Annotated in this window: 10 protein-coding genes; 8 read left to right on the top strand and 2 right to left on the bottom strand. The window is 61.8% G+C overall.

The window, feature by feature from the left end; translation table 11 throughout:
* Nucleotides 1-110 precede the first annotated feature (110 nt).
* The 7 genes from ACFPN2_RS32105 to ACFPN2_RS32075 all read left to right on the top strand — a co-directional run bounded on the left by ACFPN2_RS32105 (nucleotide 111) and on the right by ACFPN2_RS32075 (nucleotide 9,738).
* The gene (locus ACFPN2_RS32105) at nucleotides 111-1,313 is read left to right on the top strand and encodes an MFS transporter (RefSeq protein ID WP_380604368.1); all 1,203 of its coding nucleotides are present in this window, start codon (nucleotides 111-113) and stop codon (nucleotides 1,311-1,313) included.
* Between the two features lie 79 nt (nucleotides 1,314-1,392).
* Entirely contained in the window at nucleotides 1,393-2,505 is a 1,113-nt protein-coding gene (locus ACFPN2_RS32100) for a metallophosphoesterase (RefSeq protein ID WP_380604367.1), read from the top strand.
* A gap of 18 nt (nucleotides 2,506-2,523) precedes the next feature.
* Nucleotides 2,524-3,693: a helix-turn-helix transcriptional regulator gene (locus ACFPN2_RS32095; RefSeq protein ID WP_380604366.1), complete on the top strand. Its 1,170-nt coding sequence runs from the start codon at nucleotides 2,524-2,526 to the stop codon at nucleotides 3,691-3,693.
* 147 nt (nucleotides 3,694-3,840) lie between these two features.
* A complete protein-coding gene (locus ACFPN2_RS32090; protein WP_380604365.1) occupies nucleotides 3,841-4,347 on the top strand; it encodes an RNA polymerase sigma factor in 507 nt (168 codons plus the stop codon).
* The gene (locus ACFPN2_RS32085; RefSeq protein ID WP_380604364.1) at nucleotides 4,340-5,305 is read left to right on the top strand and encodes a FecR family protein; all 966 of its coding nucleotides are present in this window, start codon (nucleotides 4,340-4,342) and stop codon (nucleotides 5,303-5,305) included. Before ACFPN2_RS32090 ends, ACFPN2_RS32085 begins: the two co-directional genes overlap by 8 nt.
* A 66-nt stretch (nucleotides 5,306-5,371) precedes the next feature.
* Nucleotides 5,372-8,200, top strand: coding sequence for a TonB-dependent siderophore receptor (locus ACFPN2_RS32080; RefSeq protein ID WP_380604362.1), 2,829 nt, complete (start codon nucleotides 5,372-5,374; stop codon nucleotides 8,198-8,200).
* 23 nt (nucleotides 8,201-8,223) lie between these two features.
* The gene (locus tag ACFPN2_RS32075) at nucleotides 8,224-9,738 is read left to right on the top strand and encodes an AAA family ATPase (protein WP_380604360.1); all 1,515 of its coding nucleotides are present in this window, start codon (nucleotides 8,224-8,226) and stop codon (nucleotides 9,736-9,738) included.
* A 190-nt stretch (nucleotides 9,739-9,928) separates the two neighbouring features.
* Here ACFPN2_RS32075 and ACFPN2_RS32070 read toward each other — a convergent pair whose 3' ends face one another.
* Both ACFPN2_RS32070 and ACFPN2_RS32065 read right to left on the bottom strand, forming a co-directional pair.
* Nucleotides 9,929-10,915, bottom strand: a complete 987-nt coding sequence (locus tag ACFPN2_RS32070; RefSeq protein WP_380604358.1) for a FecR family protein — start codon at nucleotides 10,913-10,915, stop codon at nucleotides 9,929-9,931.
* A gap of 2 nt (nucleotides 10,916-10,917) precedes the next feature.
* Nucleotides 10,918-11,433 carry an RNA polymerase sigma factor gene (locus ACFPN2_RS32065; protein ID WP_380604356.1) on the bottom strand — a complete coding sequence of 172 codons (516 nt, stop codon included), beginning with the start codon at nucleotides 11,431-11,433 and terminating at the stop codon, nucleotides 10,918-10,920.
* A 139-nt stretch (nucleotides 11,434-11,572) separates the two neighbouring features.
* On the opposite strand from ACFPN2_RS32065, the gene ACFPN2_RS32060 reads away from it, so the two are divergent.
* Nucleotides 11,573-14,419: a TonB-dependent siderophore receptor gene (locus tag ACFPN2_RS32060; protein WP_380604354.1), complete on the top strand. Its 2,847-nt coding sequence runs from the start codon at nucleotides 11,573-11,575 to the stop codon at nucleotides 14,417-14,419.
* Nucleotides 14,420-14,508: the final 89 nt, after the last annotated feature.

Below are 14,508 nucleotides of genomic sequence, written 5' to 3'. Positions count from 1 at the left end.
TGGCGAACCTCGTAGCTTCACTTTGAGCCTGCGCGGTAGCTTCTGAGGCCGGGTTTGCGGCCGGATCCGCTCTCGCTCGTTATTTGCTTTTAATAGCGAGACTCTTTTCCATGAGCGAGAGCGTAGTCCGGCGAGCGACGTTGCCAGCCGGTGTCTGGGCCCTGGGATTTGTCAGTCTGTTCATGGACATCTCTTCGGAGCTGATCCACGCGTTACTACCCATCTTCGTCGTCGGCACACTGGGCGCGAGCACCATCTGGTTGGGATTGATCGAAGGCGTTGCCGAAGCCACGGCCAGTATCGTCAAAGTCTTCTCGGGCGCGTTGTCGGATCGGTGGGGCAAGCGCAAATCGCTCGCGCTGTTGGGCTATGGCATGGCCGCCATCACCAAGCCGCTGTTTCCTCTGGCGGGCTCGACTGCCACCGTCTTCATGGCGCGATTCATCGATCGCATCGGCAAGGGCATTCGAGGCGCGCCGCGCGATGCCCTGGTGGCGGACTACACCACACCGGAGCAGCGGGGCGCGGCGTATGGGTTGAGGCAATCGCTGGACACGGTCGGTGCATTCGTCGGGCCGCTGCTCGCCATCGGATTGCTGATGGTGTTAGCAAACAATGTGCGTGCGTTGTTCTGGATCGCGGTGATTCCCGCGTTCATCGCGGTCGCCATTCTCTGGTTCGCGGTGAAAGAGCCGCCGCACCTGCAGCCGACCAAGCGGCGCATCGTCGATCTGCGACCGCGCGATTTGCCCAAAGCGTTCTGGGTGCTGAGCACGGTCGCGGCGTTCTTCACGCTCGCTCGTTTCTCCGAAGCGTTCCTGATCCTGCTGGGCTCCAACGCCGGACTGCCGATGGCGTGGACTCCGCTGGTGCTGGTGGTGATGAATGTCGCTTACATGCTGTCGGCCTATCCCGCGGGCGTCCTAGCCGACCGCATGTCACGTACCAAGTTGCTGATGATCGGCTGCTCGGTGCTCATCGTCGCCAATGTGATGCTGGCGAATGCCAGCACGCCGACGGTCGCACTGGCGGGCGTGGCGCTGTGGGGCCTGCACATGGGGCTGACCGAAGGAATCTTCATCGCCATGGTGGCCGACGCCGCGCCCGAAAACTTGCGGGGCACGGCGTTCGGCGTGTTCAACATGATGCGCGGCGTGTTGTTGCTGTTCGCCAGCGTGATTGCCGGATTGTTATGGGATCGGGTCGGGCCGCACGCCACATTCGTGACGGCTGCGATCCTGGCCGCGGTGTCGCTGTTATTCATGCCTCTGGTCGATCCGGCGCGGCATCGGGTGACCGCGCCTAGCGCCTGATTGTTACAGCTGCGTTGCGGGGGGCGTGGCAGTTGCTCGTTATTGTGCTGCTACGACCCAGGTCGCATTCATAATTCACATGCCATCACCCCGTTCGAGGCGCGCCAAGGCCAAGCCGGCCCGTCGCAAGACTCCACAACCGCTGACCAAGGCGGGCTACGACATCATCGGTGACGTGCACGGCTGTCACCTGGAACTGACCGGGCTGCTGAAGCAGATGGGCTATTCCAGGCGCGCCGGCGTGTGGCGCCACAAGCAGCGCAAGGCGGTGTTCGTCGGCGATCTGGTCGATCGGGGCCCGGCGATCCGCGAGACGCTGGAAACCGTGGCGGCCATGGTCGACGCGGGCTCGGCGCATTGCATCCTGGGCAATCACGAGCGGGATTTCATCTACTACTATATGAATCGCGGCGACGGCAAGCCGATCCGCGAGCACAGCAAAGTTCGCAAGAAACAATTGCGCGAGACCCATCGGCAGCTGAGCGTCGAAGAGGGCCTCATCGCGCACTGGGTGCGCTGGCTGCGCAAGTTGCCGCTGGTATTCGAAGCGCCGGGCCTGCGCGTGGTGCACGCGGCGTGGAATCAAAATGCGATCGAGTACTGGCGCGACAAGAATCTAAACGACAAGTCGCTGTACATGGAGCTGTCCGACCACAAGAGCAAGCCCAGCGCCTATCTGGATCGTTTGCTGTTCGGTCCGTGGCTGACGTACGAGAAGGACGGCAAGGAGAAGACCTCGCGCGTGCGCTGGTACGCGACCCCCGATCAGCTCGCTGGCACGACGGTGTGGCACGGCTCGTTTCGACGCCACGCCAAGCTGTCGCGCCGTGAGATGACCGATCAGGAAAAGAGTCTGCTGTGGGGCTATCCGGCCGATGCGCCGCCGCTGTTCACGGGACATCAAAGCCTGGCGCTGGATGCCAAGTTGAAGCCGATGCGCGCCAATCTGGCGTGCGTGGATTATTCCGCCGTGTATGGCGGACGCTTGTGCGCTTATCGCTGGTCGGGTGAGAAGGTGCTGAAGGCGAGCTCGTTCGTCGCGGTGCCGGCGCATCCCAAGACTCAAGCCGCCATCAAGAAAAATAAGGAAATCGAAGCGGCCCGCCAGGCGGAGAAAACGGCCAAGGCCAAGCAGGCCGCCGCCGCCGCTGCTCAGGAAGCGGCGCCGGCCAGTCCGGCGGCCAGCGGTTGAGCTGTCGAGGACGGATCATTGGCCGTTAGAAAACGCGCGCTTCAAGCCGAGCCCGTCGCGCTCACCGGCAGCATCTCACATCTGTCGCGCATCGCCGGCGCGACCGATCTGTCGCTGTTCTGGGAAGCGCTGGTGGCCTTGCTCCAGGAAAACGTGCCTCACAGCACGACGTTTCTTTGGTACGACTACGTCGACTTCTCCACCAGCAGTCTGGCCACCCGCGTGTTCGAGGCTCCGCAGCTCGAGCGCGCGGCGGACTACTGGGAGAATCGTCGGCGCTCGCATCTCACACCGCAGTATTTGAACGAGCATCCAGGCACCATCCTGCATCGGCTCAGCGACATCGCGCCGGCCGAGCGCATCCGCTCGACCGAGTTCTATCAACGCTTCATGCGTCCCGAAGGCTGGGAGCATGGCGTGACCCTGGCGTTCTGGGAGAAGGGCCTCACGCGCGCCACGCTGGTACTGTACCGGACCCATGAGCAGGGCAATTTCACCGATCAGGAATGTCACTGGCTGACGCTGCTGCATCCGTTGATCGAAGCGGTGCTGTTCCGGATGATCGATCAGTATCAGCAGCAGGCCGTGCAGGACGCGATGGGCGACTTCGTGCGCGGGCTGCCGATCGGATTGATTCTGTTGAATTGGGATTTGCAGCCGGTGTACGTCAACGATGCGGGGTATGCGCAGGCGCTGGCCTGGAACGTTCCGAACTTGCGCCATCACGACCCGCGCGCGGACTTTCGTGTGCCGAGCGAATTGCGAAGACATTGCGAGCAGTTCCGTCTCGCCTGGTTGCAGCGACGTGACAGCGGCAGCTGCATCGAGAAGGTTCAACATCCACGCGATGAGGATCTGCGCGCGGTTGTGAGCATGCATCAGGTGCGCAGCTTCTCGGTTCACCGGCCCACGTTCCTGATTCGCTTTACCGGCGTGCGGACCCGTACTCACACGACGGCCCATCTGTCCGAGTCGCAACTGAGCATTCTGGCCCAGCTCACGCCCACCGAACGGGAAGTCACGTTGCTGGTCCGGCAGGGGCTGTCGAATCGGCAGATCGCCGAACAGCTGCATCGTGAGGTGTGCACGATCAAGGACCATCTGGGGCATATCTATCGCAAGCTCGATATCCGCACCCGGACTCAGCTGGTGAGCATGCTGGTCGAAGGGCCGCCGCGGATCGCCTAGCGTTCCGGCCCTTGCCCGGCTGGCTCGTTCTTGGGGGATGGATTCCGAGGGTTCAGGCCCAGTCTGGCGAGCCCCGCAGCTACACGCTGGCGCTGCGCGGCCGGTTCTGATTGCGGTGTCGGAGGAGGCGGGTCGTTCATTGGAACGATGTCCTCCTCCCCGCCAGCGCTGCTACAGATCTTTCTCGCCGAGCGGGATCGGGTCGTTGGCCTGATCCGGCGGATCGTGCGCTGTCGGGACGCCGCCGAGGATCTGGCTCACGAGACGTTGCTACGGTTATGGCATCGGCCCATGGCCGACCAGGACCGCAGCCTGGTGTTCCGTACGGCGCAGAATCTCGCCATCGATCATCTTCGCAGCCGGCAGGTCCGCGCTGCCTATTCGAGAGGCGCAATCGAGGGCGCGTCCGACGACGCGATGCTCGTTCCCGAAGCATTGGAGCCGCAGTCGTCCGCGGTGGCGGCTCAGCAGTTCGACACCTTGGTCGAAACGCTGCGAGGACTTCCTGAACGCACGCAACGGATCTTCCTTCTCAATCGTATCGACGAGCTGTCCTATGCCGAGATCGCGCGGCAATTGGGCGTGTCGGTCAGTACGGTCGAAAAGGAAATGATGCGAGCCCTGGATGCATGCAGGGGAAGTTTCCATGACTGACGCGAGCATGCCAACGAAGAGTGACGCGATTGCGCGCGAGGCGCAGCGATGGCACTTACGATTGAAGGACGCGTCGGCCACGGAGACGGATCGCAAACAATTCGACGCGTGGCTTGGGCTAGATCCGTCACATGCGTCTGCCTACGCGAGGGCAGAGCAGTTGTGGCGGGATCTCCGAGGTCCAGCGTTGAAGTTGCACGCGGATGCGCGGTATCGACGCGGCGCGCGTCGGACAAGCGGCCGACAGGTGACATTCGCGCTCGCGGCCTCGGTCGCCGCGTTTGCGCTGGTGTTTTGGTTTCAGGCGCCGGGCATCGTCGATCGCGCCCTCGCTGACAAGTCGGTAGCGCCGGGACAACAAGCGAGTGTGCCGCTCGCCGATGGCTCGACTGCCTATCTCGACGGAGATACGGCGATCGATGTCGACTTCAACGGCGACGCACGGCGCGTGAATCTTGTCCGTGGCCGCGCCTGGTTCGACGTCCAGCATGATTCTTCACGTCCTTTCTTCGTTCGTGCGGGCGACGTCGACGTGCGAGTCGTCGGTACCGCGTTTGCAGTCGAGCGGCGAGGATCGGCCGTCGTTGTTACGGTTGAGCGCGGCAAGGTGGCTGTGGCGGATAAGAAGCTTGGCACAGCGGCGCAACTGAGCCCGGGTCAACAGCTCGTGCTCGACGGCGAGACGATTCGCGGAGCGGAAAACGTTTCCGCGGAAACGTCGCTGGCCTGGCGACGCGGCCTCGTGGTCTTCGATCAAGCCTCCCTCGCCACGGTGGCCGATGAGCTCAGTCGAATGGGCGCCGGCCGCATCGTCATTCCAGATGAATCGTTACGCTCGCTCACGGTCTCCGGCGTGTTCCAGTCGGGAGATTGGCACGCCGTCCTCGACTCGCTACGCAGTGGCTTGAACCTCCAGGCCACTCGCGTGCCTGGCGTCGTGACCGTTCTGCATCGCTGAGCCTCGACATGAGGAGCTGACCAGGCTGGGCCGTTGTTCCCTTGAGTATCACTTGGGGAGCAATGCATGTTCGCAGGTCTTCGCAGACTGGGCGTCGTTTGTGGACTGGTGACTGCGTTGAGCCTGCCGGCTCACGCACAGCAGAGCGCGGCGCAGGTCGAGCGCACGTTCCGGTTCAATATTCCATCGAAGCCGCTGCTCGCCGCGCTCGTCGATTTCACCGATGTGACAGGCGTGCAATTGCTCTATCCCTCCACGGGCGAACTCAAGGTGACGTCGCGCGCCGTGTCGGGCACGTACTCTGCCCCCGAGGCGCTGCGCCAGATGTTGCAAGGGACTGGCATCGGGTTTCGCTTCGCCAATCAAAACACGGTGACTTTGCAGAAGGAGTCGGAGCCCGGCACACGCACGCTGGGGCCGGTGCGCGTGCAAGGAGTGGACCGAGCGGTGGTGAATGGTGTCAACGGCTCGCGCGATGTGACGGCGACGGAAGGAACGGGCAGCTTCACGACGGGAGCAATGACGATTGGCTCGAAGGCGCCGCGCTCGATCAAGGATACGCCGCAATCGGTGAGCGTGATCACCAGCGAGCGGCTGGAACAGCAGAACATCAACGATTTCCGACAGGCGCTGCAACAGGCGCCGGGCATTTCGCTGAGCCAAGACAACTCGAATCTCGAGAACACCTTCTATTCGCGCGGCTTTCTCATCAGCAGCATCCAGATTGACGGCGGCGCGCCGCTCAGCCTGGGCTTCGCGAACGGCTACGGTACTGGTTACTTCCCTCAGGTCGACATGTCTCAGTACGACCATGTGGAGTTGCTGCGTGGCGCCGCCGGCCTGTTCAACGGCTATGGCAATCCCTCGGGAACGATCAATCTCAGTCGCAAGAAACCGCTGGATCATCGCGAGGTGATCCTCGACACGGAGTGGGGCAGCTGGGATCACTACCGTACTGTGCTCGACGCCACCGCGCCGCTGGCATTCGACAATCGCTTGCGGGGCCGCATGGTAGCGACCTGGCAATCCAACAAACATTTCTACCAGATCGCCGAAGATCGCAAGACGTTGATCTACGGCATCCTCGACTATGACCTGACGCCGACGACACTGGTGACGATGGGCGCCAGCCACACGGATCAGGACAGCGTGCCGTGGTTCTTCGGCTTGCCGAGATATCAAACGGGTGAAGACCTGCGACTACCGCGCGACCGATCGATCGCCATTCCCTGGAATCGCTGGGACTTCGACACGACCGAAATCTTCGGCTCGATCGAGCAGCGCATCGGCCAGGAGTGGGCCGTGAAGCTCAATGTCACGCAGAACGAGCAGGAGAGCACGCGTAAAGTCGGTTACAGCAATGTCTCGGTCAATCCGATCGACAATCGCGGGCCGCGACTCATCGGCATCTACAACGACTACGCGAGCGATCAACTGGCGGCGGAGCTGACTGCATCGGGAGCATTCAACTTCCTGAGGCAGCGGCAGGAAGTGACGATGGGCATCAACCACGCCATTCAGGACGGCAGCGGGCAGATGGAGTATGGAAACGTGATAGAGAGTAACGCGACCGCCCCCTATCAACCCTATCCCGGCGGGCCGCGCTATTGCTATACCACGTCGACGGCCACTCCGTGTCCCGCCGGCACGATCGCACCTGAAACGCCGCCCATCGATGTTTTCTCGTTCAATCCGTTCGATCCCGTTTACACCGAGCCGAAGAATCCGCTGCCTCGAACCCGTTACACCGAGAACGGGCAGGCGCAGACCGTTGCCTATCTGAATCTCAATCTGACCGCGTTCGATCGACTCCATCTGCAGACGGGCTTGCGCTGGAGCAGCTACGAGAATCGACTGGCGTCCGACGCTCTATGCCGAGTCTTGACGGGTGCGTGCGCGGGTCTGCAGATCGGAGATGTTTCCGGCTCGACGCGCAACGTATATCGCGGCGATCGATTTGCCTGGCCGCCCGTTATCGCTCTGTCCTATGACCTGACCGATACGCTCACGGCCTACACCAGCTACACCGACATCTATCAGGACCAGTCGAATTATCTGGATGGCGATCTCGAGCCGCTCGATCCCATCACCGGCGAAAACGTCGAGCTCGGCTTCAGGTGGGTGGCGCGCGACGGTCGATTCAACGCGGCGCTCGCCGTCTATCGGATCGAGAAGCAGGGATTCGGCGATCGCGAGCCCACCTACACCAACCGCTATCGGCGCAACGCGGATGGCACGCTCTATCATGACGCGAATGGCGCATTGATCGTGATCGCCAACCACGGCACCGAATTGCCGAATGGCCAACCCGATCCGTATCACTCTTGTTGTTACATCCAGCTCGACAACCGCACCGAGCTGAGCGAGGGCGTCGACGCCGAGTGGACCGGCGAGGTGCTGGCGGGCTGGCAGATCGCCGCCAGCTACACATTCAGCCGGAACAAGCGCGAAGGTGCGACCTATGGCCTGGAAGAAGGTCTGCCGTTTCTCAGTATCCAGCCGGAGCATTTGTACAAGCTGTGGACGACCTATGACTTCGGCTCTGCAGGCGCGAGCGGCTTGCTGTCGAATCTGACGGTTTCGCTCGGCGTCAACGGCCAGTCGGAAGGTTATCGCGCCGGTCGGACGTGTCCGGATGGCCAGGTGGGTCAACCCAATCCATCCACCGGCATCGCGCGCTGCCTGGTCAGCGAAGTGCCGTTCGAATTTACGGTCGAGCCCTACACGGTGGTCTCCGGCCGGATCGGTTACCGGCTGACCGATAACTTATCAGCGGCACTCAATCTCGAGAACATTTTTGACGAGGTCTACTACCAATCCGTCGGCAACGTCGCGGGCGGCAACTGGTACGGGGCGCCTCGCAGCTTCACGCTGAGTGTGCGCGGTCGATTCTGAACAACCGAGGAAATTTCCAATCAATGACGACCGAAGTTAACGTGCGATCGGTGAGTGCCTTGCGCACGCGTTCGCTGCCGGCCTTGACGCCGTCGCAGGCCAAAACATTCAACGAGGCTCTGACGCTCGTCGAGGGCTGCCCGTTCATCGTGGTGCGTGGGGATCAAGGCGTCGGTAAGACCACGATCCTCCGACATCTGCATGCGCGGCTCGGTGGCCGATTCATCAGCTGCGCGGAGGCTCTGGACGCCATTGCCGTCCGCCATCCGCACGCATTGGAGGAAGCGATTCGAGCGCTGCTGGATGAAGCGCTGCGCCGGGACGACATCGTGTTCTTCGACGATCTCGATTCGATCGAAGCGGTCACGCGCATGGGCAGCGCCTTCCCGCGACCTTATTTGTTCGAGGCGGTGTTGAAAGACTTCTTCAGCCGCGCGCGGCTCGAGAAAAAGAAGGTCTTTCTAGGCATGACCGGCTCGCAGTTCTACAGCACGGTCGAAGGCCAGAGCGTGGTGCTGGAATGTCCATTGTTTCAGCCGGCGGACTATAAAGCGGTGATCGCTGCTTGCCTGGGCACGGAGCATCTTTCGTCGCTCAACATCGAAAGCATCCATCGCAACACCGGCAAGTTGACTGCTTACCAATTACAGGCGGCTTGCGGCATTCTTCTCGCGCGAGGGCGCAGAGCGCCGACGACTGAAGAGTTTTCTCGCGCGGTGGGCGAGAGCCTGTTCTCGAGCAATCTCGATGTCGCCGAAGTCGAGCGCATCGAGTTCGCCGATCTGAAAGGCGCCGAGGAGATTGTCGAAAAGCTCGAGCGCACCATCCTGTTGCCGTTGCGGGAGCCGGAGCTGGCCAAGGCACTCGGCCTGAAGCCAAAACGGGGCGTGCTGTTGCACGGTCACCCGGGCACGGGCAAGACTTCGATCGGTCGGGCGCTGGCTCATCAGATGGCCGGCAAGTTCTTCATGATCGACGGTTCCTACGTGGGCGGTACCTCGAAGTTCTTCAAGCAGATCGACCGGCTGTTCAACAACGCGATTGCCAACAGTCCGTCCATCATTTTCATCGACGACGCCGACGTGCTGTTCAAGTCGGACAACGGCGGGTTGAATCGTTACTTGCTGACGAAACTGGATGGATTGGCGAGCGAGTCGGTCGGCCTTGTGTGTGTGATGATGACCGCGATGGACGTTGCGGATATGCCGGTGGCGCTACTGCGTTCGGGCCGTGTCGAGGTGTGGCTCGAGACCAAGCCGCCGGAAGCCGGCACGCGGGTCGAGATCGTGCGCCACTTCGCGTCGGATCTTCCCAAGGAGCATCAGGAATTCGATCGAGCCAGGCTTGCCCAGTTGACCGACGGCTTCACTCCCGCGGATCTCCGGCGACTGGTCGGCGACGCTCGCGCGTTTCTGGCCTATGACCAACATAAGCGCCGGCCGGTCAAGCGCTTTGCCGAGTACCTGTATCTGTCGGCGGGCGAGATTGCGGACATCAAGGGCAAGATCGCGGCACTGGCACAGAGGAAGCGGGGATGACGAAGGCTTGACGGCTGGAGCTTGCGCGGCCGAACATTTAAGACGGCGTCGGCTCGCTCGCCGCCGCGCACGGGCTGAGGGCCATTCGCCTGCCGTTTCTGACGTTGCTGGTTTCCTCCGGGCCCTGATTGCAGCTCGGGCCTAACGTGTCGCCGCCGACATCCGTTCGGCGGCGGCACCCGCTCCATGCTCAGTACATCAACGTCACTACCGCCGGCACGTTCGCGGTACGCGCGCCCAGTTCCGTTGCAATCATGTCGACCGCCCGATCCAGCTCGTCCAGTCGGAACAGGCCGCTGATGAGACGATCGGCCAGCGCGGCGTCGGCTACGACGATGGGGGGCTTTCGGTAGCGATTGATTTGTTTGACGGCGTCGCGTAACGGCACGTTATCGAATAGCAAACGGTCCCGCGACCAGGTAGCGACGCGAGCGGGGTCGATGTTGTCGATCGTGCCAAGAGTATCGCCGTAGTGAATGCGCTCGCCCGTGTGCACGACTTGCTCGTCAGGCAGTGAATGGAGCTCGACCGAGACGCTGTGTTCCACGACGCTCACGGTCACTTCATCGTCCTGGCGTTCCACCACGAAGCTCGTGCCCAAGGCTCGAACGGTGCCGTCGGAGGCGGCGACGATGAAGGGACGCTCGGATGGATTGTCGATGGCGGCGACGTCGAATTTGGCTGTGCCGGCGAGCAGGTGAATCCGTCGACTGCTGTTGGAGTAGTCGACAGCGATGGCGCTGTCGGTATCCAGCGTGACGACGCTGCCGTCGCTCAGCTCGACCCGGCGCACTTCGCCCACGCGAGTGTAATGATCGGCACCGAGTGCGACCCAGGGAATGTCTCTGATCGTGCCGAGTGCAACGACGCCGACCAAGAGGGAAGCTGCCAATGCGAGCGGTCGGCCGACGCGCCGGTTCGCAAACCGAGGTCCTGATACGGAACGGGTGAAGCTCGCTGACGTCGCTGCCTCGGCCGAAGGTGTGCCAGCCGCGACTTGCCCCATAACTCTCCACGTCGACTGCGCGAACTCCAACGCACGACGATGCTCGGCACTCGTTGCCAACCATTCCTCCAGCGCGCGTTGCTCGTGAGGATCGAGGGACGCGGCGCCAAGGCGGACCACCCAGTCGGCGGCTTCGGCATCGATGGCTGCGGAAGAGGTGCGATCCATCATCGTCACTCGCTCAACCGACGCAGGCGTTGCATCGTGTGCTGTAGCGCTCGCGACAGATGTTTCTGAACCGAGCTGTCGGAGATGCCCAGCTGCCGGGCCACTTCCGAGTGAGTCAAGCCGTCGATGCGGTTCAGTTGAAAGATCTGACGGGTCAGCGCGGGAAGCTCCGCGAGCGCCCGCTCGACCTCGTTCAAGCACTGCGCATTCTGCAGAACATGCTCGGGGACCGGCGCCTCGTCCGGAATATCGACCATCTCCTCGTGGGGTGTGACGATCGTCTGACGCCGCTCCTCGGTGCGGAAATGATCGATCGCCAGATTATGTGCGACCCGATAGAGGTAGGCGCGCGGATTCGTTTCGCCCGCATCGAGTGGCTGCTGTGCCAGTCGGACGAAGGCGTCCTGCACCAGATCCGCCGCGGTATGCGTGCAATAGATCTGTCGCGCGAGATAGAGCCGCAGTTCCCCGGAATAACGGAGAAACAGACTCTTCAGATCGCGGGGCGGGGTGGTTGTCATCGCGTGCGGAGGAGGGCTTCTGGGTGCAAACGAGCCGACCGCTCGAATACCGCAAACGATTTTCTGTTACTGAGTCGGCCACGTTCGGGCGTCACATGAGGGACAGGTTGAAATGTCTCGAACGGGGAGCGGGTAGCGGATGAAACGAGTTCTATTCAAACTAGGCACGGTGGCCGTGTGCTTGACGGCGTGGTCCACGCCGGGTCAAGCGCAAAGTCGCGAGCAGACGGTGCAGACGGGCAATCAACAGAAGTTCGCGTTGAACATTCCGACGCAGGCGTTGAGCACGGCGCTGTTACAGCTCGCGGACGAGACCGGCATTCAAATCGTTTTCGAGTCGGCGAAAGTGCAGGGATTGAAATCGGCGCCGCTGGCGGGAAGCTTCGTTCGCGAACAAGCGCTGCGGACGATCCTGGCGGGCACGGGCTTTACCTATCGCTTCAGTTCGCCGACCACCGCGACGTTGGTGCCGGCGCCGACAGATAAGACGACACGTACGCTCGGACCGGTGCGAGTGGAAGGAGCGGATCGGGCCGCGTTGAATGGAATCAACGGCTCGCGCGATGTCACAGCGACGGAAGGCACCGGCAGTTTCACCACCGGCGCGATGAGCGTCGGCTCCAAAACGCCGCGCTCCATCAAGGAAACAGCGCAGTCGGTGAGCGTGATCAGCAACGAGCAGATCGAACAGCAGAATATCAACGACTTCACCCGCGCGCTGGAGCAGGCGCCGGGCATCTCGCTGGTGCAGGGAGGAGTCAGCGGCACGGAAAGCAATCTCGACACAACCTTCTATTCGCGCGGGTATGCGATCACCTCGATCCAGATCGACGGCGGTGCGCCGCTGTCCCTGAACACTCAGGCCAATTACGACTACGTCCCGTTGATCGACCTGGCGCAATTCGATCATGTCGAGGTGCTGCGGGGTGCCGCGGGCTTGTTCAATGGCTATGGCGATCCATCCGGCACCATCAATCTGGTCCGCAAGAAGCCGCTCGATCGCAAACAGGTCACGCTCGATGCGGAATGGGGCAGCTGGAATTACTACCGGACCGTGCTCGATGCGAACAGTCCATTGACTCTCGACGGCAAACTTCGCGGTCGTGCGGTGATGACCTGGCAGTCCAACGATTATTTCTATGACATCGCCGAGGACGAGAAGACGCTGATCTACGGTGTGCTCGATTACGATCTCACGCCGACGACGCTCATTACCGCCGGTGTCAGCAAGACCAATCAGGACAGCGTGCCCTGGAGCTACGGCCTGCCTCGTTATCTGTCGGGTGCGGCGCTGGACGTGCCGCGCGACACCGCTCTGGTGTTTCCATGGAACAGAGCGAGTGTCGATACCACGATGGTGTTCGGCTCCATCGCGCAACGAATCGGTGCGGACTGGACGGCAAAGCTCAACGTCACCAGCAACCGGCAGTCGAACGAGCGGAAAACGGGTTACAGTTATGGCGCGGTCAATCCCATCGACGGTCGTGGGCCGAGAATTCTGGGGACGTATCGTAAGTCGGCCTCCGATCAGCTGTCCGGAGAAGCGACGCTGGCCGGCGCGTTGACGATATTCGGTCAGCGTCAGGAGATCCTGATCGGCGCCAACCACAGCAAGCGGGATCTCGGCGGCCGGACACAATATGAAACGTTGTTTACCAGCTCGGCCACCGCACCTTACCAACCTTATCCGGGCGGGCCGCTGTATTGCACCTCGGCCACGGTGTGTCCCAACACTCGGGTCGCCACTCCGCTCATCGACGTCTTCGCGTTCGATCCATTCGATCCCATCTATACAGAGCCGCGCAATCCCATGCCGAACATGCGCGCGTCGGAGCAGGAGACGACTCAAACGCTCGCCTATGCTGATCTGAGACTCACTGCATTCGACCGCTTGCATCTGCAAACCGGATTGCGCTGGAGCCGCTACGAAGTCGCCAGCGCGAGCGATTCGCTCTGCACGAGCATACCGACCACCGGCACGCCCGGTCCGAGAAACTGCGTCGGTCGTCAGATCGGCGATCCTTACAGTCCGACCCGTCGTTATTACACCGGCGAGGTGTTCGCGTGGCCGCCTGCGATCTCGCTTTCCTACGATGTGACGGACAGCGTGTCGGCCTATCTGGGTTACGCCGACATCTATATCGATCAATCCACCGTGCTCGACGCCGATCTCGAACCGATCGATCCCATCACCGGCGACAATATGGAGCTGGGTTTCAGGTGGGCCGCGCGCGATGGTCGCATCAACACTTCGCTGGCTGTCTATCGCATCCACAAGCAGGGCTTCAGCCAGACGGAGGATCGGTACAAGCGCAATCCGGACGGATCGATCTACCGGGACGCCGACAATAACCAGATCGTCATCACCAACAACGGCACGGAGCTGGTGAACGGCCAGGTGGATGCGTATCACACCTGTTGCTCCGTCCAGCGCGACGATCAGACCGAAATCAGTGAAGGCATCGACAGCGAGGTCGCCGGTGAGATCGTGCGTGGTTGGCAAGTTTCCGCCAGTTACACGTTCACCCGCAATCGCTACGAGGGTAGCGGCTACACCGGCTATGAAGGCGAGCCGTTCCTCACCATCCAGCCGAAACATCTTTACAAGCTGTGGACGACTTACGATTTCGGCGCGGCCGGACTGGGCAGCTGGCTTTCGAATCTCTCGATCTCAGCGGGTATCAACGGCCAATCGACGGGCTATCGCGCCGGTGAGAGCTGCCCGGCCGATCAGCTGACCGAGCCCAATCCATACACTGGAGCCTCGCTCTGCACGGGCGGTCTCATTCCCTTTCAGTACACGGTGGAGCCGTACAATGTGGTGTCGGGGCGGATCGGCTACAGGGTAAACGATAAATGGACCGCCGCGCTCAATCTCACGAATATTTTCGACGAGGTCTACTATCAGTCGGTTGGCGGTCTGAACGGCGGCAACTGGTATGGCACCCCGCGCAGCTACACACTGTCACTTCGCGGCAATTTTTGAGACTGAGTGCGGCGTCCGACTCCGTTGCTCGTTGACTCAGGGCGGCTGCAGACCTGTAGCCGCTCCCCCATGATCAACGCGAGCAGGAG

Origin of the sequence: Steroidobacter flavus, from assembly GCF_042651805.1 — a bacterium.
In the GTDB taxonomy this organism is placed as follows: domain Bacteria; phylum Pseudomonadota; class Gammaproteobacteria; order Steroidobacterales; family Steroidobacteraceae; genus Steroidobacter; species Steroidobacter flavus.
Note: the sequence above shows the minus strand (reverse complement) of the source record. Positions and strands in the feature narration are given on the sequence as shown.